At 74.0% G+C, this 1,599-nt stretch carries 1 protein-coding gene and 3 pseudogenes; 1 reads left to right on the top strand and 3 read right to left on the bottom strand.

Features of this window, described 5'->3' with window-relative positions:
• Positions 1-101, top strand: a pseudogene (locus ACWEN3_RS46365) (gas vesicle structural protein GvpA); the annotation flags it as partial.
• Between the two features lie 59 nt (positions 102-160).
• On the opposite strand, the pseudogene ACWEN3_RS46370 reads toward ACWEN3_RS46365, so the two are convergent.
• The 3 genes and pseudogenes from ACWEN3_RS46370 to ACWEN3_RS46380 all read right to left on the bottom strand — a co-directional run.
• A pseudogene (locus tag ACWEN3_RS46370) lies at positions 161-940 on the bottom strand (MFS transporter); the annotation flags it as partial.
• Positions 937-1,443 carry a GNAT family N-acetyltransferase gene (locus ACWEN3_RS46375; RefSeq protein ID WP_452984451.1) on the bottom strand — a complete coding sequence of 169 codons (507 nt, stop codon included), beginning with the start codon at positions 1,441-1,443 and terminating at the stop codon, positions 937-939. The pseudogene ACWEN3_RS46370 and the gene ACWEN3_RS46375, both read right to left, overlap by 4 nt.
• Position 1,444: 1 nt before the next feature.
• A pseudogene (locus ACWEN3_RS46380) lies at positions 1,445-1,599 on the bottom strand (type III PLP-dependent enzyme); the annotation flags it as partial.

Raw genomic sequence — 1,599 nt, forward strand, 5'->3', positions numbered from 1 at the left:
GGGCATCGAGAACTTGAAAGTGGATGCCCGGATTGTGGTCGCAAGCGTCGATACCTACCTGCGCTTCGCCGAGGCGTGCAACCGTCTCGACCTGGGCCACGGCGCTGCCGACCCGGACCACCCGGCCGTCGCCCCAGCGGGTGCGCCAGCGGTCCGCGCACACGCGGGCCAGCAGCATCATCACGGAGACCACCGCGATGCCCAGCGGGGCCACCGTCGCGGACGCCCGGACGACGTCCTTGAGGTAGAGCGTCGACCAGTCGTTCATGGCGCCCTCGGTGATCGTGCCGAACGCCATGGCGCAGCCCATCAGCAGGGTGGTCCCGGAGGGCAGGGCCAGGCGGCGCCGCCGCCTCGGCTCGTCCGCCGGCCCGGATTCCGGGTGGGTCAGCAGGCCCGGGCGGGCGCCGGTGAGCAGGAGCAGCAACAGGGATCCGGCCACGGCGAAGTGGGCCGGGACGGACGCGGTCAGGGTGGTGACGCCGGAGGCCAGCAGGGCGGCGGCGAGCAGCCCGCCGCTGAAGGTGGCGTGCAGCTGGGACATGGCCGCGCGGCCGTACGCCGTCTCCAGGGCGGCCCCTTGCGCGTTCATGGCGACGTTCAGGCAGCCGACCGCGACGCCGTCGGCGCAGACGGCGAGCAGCGCGAGCGGGTAGTTCGGTACGACGGACAGGGCCGCGAGCACGGCGACGAGGCCGAGGGCGGAGACGAGGGACAGGAGCCGGGAGCCGAGGCGGCGCATCAGGACGGCGACGAGCGGGAAGGCGGCCGCCGCGCCCGCGCCGCAGGCCATCAGCAGCAGTCCGACCTCCCCGGCGCCCAGGTCCAGCCGGGTCTTCAGCGCGGGGAGGCGGGAGACCCAGGTGCCGTACTGGAGGCCGAGGAAGCAGAACAGTGCCGCGATCGACCACTTGGCGCGCCGGAAGGAGGGTGTGGTCATCGGTCCGCCTTCCGCGCCGCGGCCGGCCGGGCCGACATGTAGACCGCGCCGCTGCCGTAGCCCGCCGGCACGCGCGCCTCCGGGTGGGGGCGGTAGCCGTTGGCCCGCCAGAAGGGCTCCCTGCCGGCGAGGGCGATGAGCGACATGGTCTCGAAGCCGCGGGTGCGGGCCACGTCCGTCAGATGGCCGACCAGACGGGTGCCGAGCCCTCTGCGCCGCAGCCGCCCGGTGACGACGAGGTCGTGCAGGTGGAGGTTGGAGGAGCGGTGGACCGCCTGCTCGGACCGGGTCGGGTCCGGGCAGCGGAACCTCGGGTAGGGCAGGGCCAGTACGTAGCCCGCGATCCGGCCGTCGTGGTCCAGGACGAAGCAGGTGCCCGCCGCGGCCCGGGAGCGCAGCACCGCCTCGCCCTCCGTGAGCGAGGTGTCCGCGTAGGCCCCGGCCTCCAGGGTGGCGACCTCGGGCCAGTCGGTCTCGGTGATGCCCCGTATGAGGGCTGTCATGTCAGTGGTGTCCTTCCTGGGCGCGGACGCACACGCACGGCAGCGGGCGGATGCCGTTGAACCCCTGTGTCATGTAGCTGGTGGCGTAGGCGCCGGCGGAGAGGATCCACACCGGGTCGCCGGAGGCGAGGCCCCGCGGCACCCGCACCCGGTGCC

The organism is Streptomyces sp. NPDC004561 (assembly GCF_053602155.1).

What these genes read in the sequence shown, in the direction of transcription:
- ACWEN3_RS46375 (WP_452984451.1), bottom strand. Translation starts at nt 1,443, where the DNA reads ATGACAGCCCTCATACGGGGCATCACCGAGACCGACTGGCCCGAGGTC.